Annotated in this window: 4 protein-coding genes; 2 read left to right on the top strand and 2 right to left on the bottom strand. The window is 63.5% G+C overall.

The annotated features are described in order from the left end of the window. Positions 1–89: 89 nt before the first annotated feature. Positions 90–308 (bottom strand): transposase, encoded by a 219-nt coding sequence (locus tag ACZ7NC_RS45200; RefSeq protein WP_471498191.1) that lies wholly within the window; start codon positions 306–308, stop codon positions 90–92. Between the two features lie 111 nt (positions 309–419). On the opposite strand from ACZ7NC_RS45200, the gene ssb reads away from it, so the two are divergent. Both ssb and ACZ7NC_RS45190 read left to right on the top strand, forming a co-directional pair. After that, positions 420–887, top strand: a complete 468-nt coding sequence (gene ssb, locus ACZ7NC_RS45195) for a single-stranded DNA-binding protein (protein WP_471498187.1) — start codon at positions 420–422, stop codon at positions 885–887. A 264-nt stretch (positions 888–1,151) separates the two neighbouring features. After that, positions 1,152–1,682, top strand: coding sequence for a Uma2 family endonuclease (locus ACZ7NC_RS45190; RefSeq protein ID WP_471498183.1), 531 nt, complete (start codon positions 1,152–1,154; stop codon positions 1,680–1,682). 236 nt (positions 1,683–1,918) lie between these two features. Here ACZ7NC_RS45190 and ACZ7NC_RS45185 read toward each other — a convergent pair whose 3' ends face one another. Further along, entirely contained in the window at positions 1,919–2,242 is a 324-nt protein-coding gene (locus ACZ7NC_RS45185; protein ID WP_471498195.1) for a hypothetical protein, read from the bottom strand. Positions 2,243–2,405 lie beyond the last annotated feature (163 nt).

Genomic DNA, 2,405 nt, shown 5'->3' with positions numbered 1-2,405 from the left:
TAGTGACACGCCATCTCGGCGTGCTCACAGGCATTTCCGCAGGTCAACCAGCATTTTCGTGCCCTAGTCGGCACTGCTAACTGTGGAACTCAGGTACGAACATAAGCATCGGACCTGCTCCGCCCTGGAGCTGGCCGCTTAGAAACTCTCCACACAACGAGGGGATTGACAATGGACCCAGGTCTGCAGCGTGCCTCATGCACGCCCAGATCCCGCGCGACCTCCGCCGCAGACTTCCCGGTCTCCAACACGATCCGTACCGCACCCTCACGAAAGGGCGCGTCGTACGACCGTCGCTTCCCACCCATGACCCTCAACTTCCCCTTCAGTCACACCTCCACGCTACGAGGGGAAGGACACTGCCCGCCTATACGCTGGACCCGTACAGAAGCGGGCGGGCGCAAAAGGGGGCGGCAGGCATGGCGGGCGAGACGCTGGTGACGGTGATGGGCAATCTGACCGAAGATCCGGAACTGCGGCACACAGGCTCCGGTCTACCGGTAGCCAACTTCACGGTGGCATCCACCCCCAGGGTCTTCGACCGGCAGCGCAACGAATTCGTCGACGGGGAGCCTGTGTTCCTGCGCTGCTCGATCTGGCGAGCGGCTGCGGAGAACGCCGCGGCGAGTCTGACCAGGGGAGCACGAGTGATCGTCTCTGGACGGCTCAAGCAGCGCACCTTCGACGACAACGACGGCCAGCGCCGCACCGTCATGGAGATCGATGCCGAAGAGGTCGCCGTGTCCCTCACCTACGCGCGCGCCCAGATCACCAAGACCTACCGCCAAGGCGGCGCCCCGCAGAACGCGGCGGGCCCCTCCGCAGCGGTGCCGTCACCAACCGGTCAGCCCCAGGGCCAGCCGACCGCCGAAACCCACCCCTTCTGATCCTGACGCCAGGCACCCAAGCGTGACCCTTGGTCGTTGGTGGGTGGCATGAGCAGAAGACCGCGGCTCCACCGCCGCTCCGCGCCCGTCGTCGAGGTGGCGGCGTAGCACATTGGCATAGGTGTGCCGGATGCGCCTTGCACGACGCTGGCGCGCTCTTCACGGATGATTCCCCCAGTATGATCAACCCTGGGGTCCCCATGACCAAGCTCTGTTCGAGGGGGTTGACATAATGCCCACAGGAGGTGAGCTGCGGTGACTGTCATGAGTGAGCTGATCGAACGTGGCGGTGTCCCCGAGGGTTACAAGGTCGAGGTGTTTGACGGGAGAGTGATCATGACTCCGCAGAGCCCGGAGCAGCATTGGACCGTCAGGGACGTCGAGAGTGCCGTCACAGCTGCCGGTATCGCCCGCGAGCGTGTCTTCGGTGATGTCCTCGTCACCTTTCCCGGGGAGAACGATGCGGCGCCGGACCTGACGGTCATCGGTTTTGATGCCGAGCGCCGCAAGAACAGCTATTCCTGCATCGATGTGCTCATGGTGGCCGAGGTTCCATCCGAGCCCGAGGACGAGAAGGACTACGTTCGGAACGTGCAGAAGTACGGCCGTTACGGAATCGACTTTTATATGATCGCCGACCCGTTCAAAAAGGTCGTCACGCTGATGTCAGAGCCGCACGCCTCCGGATACGGGTCAATCGTCGAGACCCCGTATGGGGAGTCGGTAACTCTTACCTTGGCCACCGGTGAGCGAGTGAAGATCGACACCAGCACCTTCCCTACGCGTGACGTGTGAAGAGGGTGCTGTCGGCACTGTCAAGTTTGACCGTATGTCAGATAATCAAGAAGGAACATCCGGGCCGGACCCGCCTGTAACACGCCAGCCCGGCACTTCATCCTGTCAAGCCTGACGAGGCGTCAGATGATCAAGGTGGGAATTGGCCGTCTACGCCTTTGAAGCCGCGGCACAGCCAGCCCTTCCCCAGGGAGATCAACAAACCCGGCAATCGTCCCAGCTACGAGATATCCCACTCAAGTTGACGTCAGGAGGCTGCGGGCCGGACTCTGCTTCCTGCCCGGCACTTTGGGATGGAGGCTGAGCCCGACCTTGATGCCCTGGTGGAACGCTTCGTAGTGCAGGAGGAGCGCGCTGGGGGTGATCTCGGCGATCTCCTGGTTTTGGACGCGTACGGCCTGGCGGTTCAGCCCGGCCAGGGCCCAGCGGATCTGCTGGGGCCACTTCTGGTCGGGGAAGTCCTCGTCGGCCGCGGTGAGTTCACGGATCAGGTGGGCGCCGCACAGCTGGTGGGCACAGGCGCCGTATCCGGCATACAGCGAGAGGGAGTCGTGGACCAGGACGCCGCGGTACTGAGGCAGGACGCCGGCGTCGGCGCGCTTGCGGGAGCGGGGCGCGAGGTGCAGAAGGCGCTATCAAGTTGTCTGCGGGGGCGTGAGATGATCTTGATGTAGGTCGTCTTGGGAGGGGCTCGCGGTGGAGGCTGAGGCGTCGGTGTCGTAC

Source organism: Streptomyces sp. NPDC111802, from assembly GCF_055634335.1.
The sequence above is the reverse complement of the archived record's forward strand: the minus strand, read 5'-3'. Positions and strand labels throughout refer to the sequence as shown.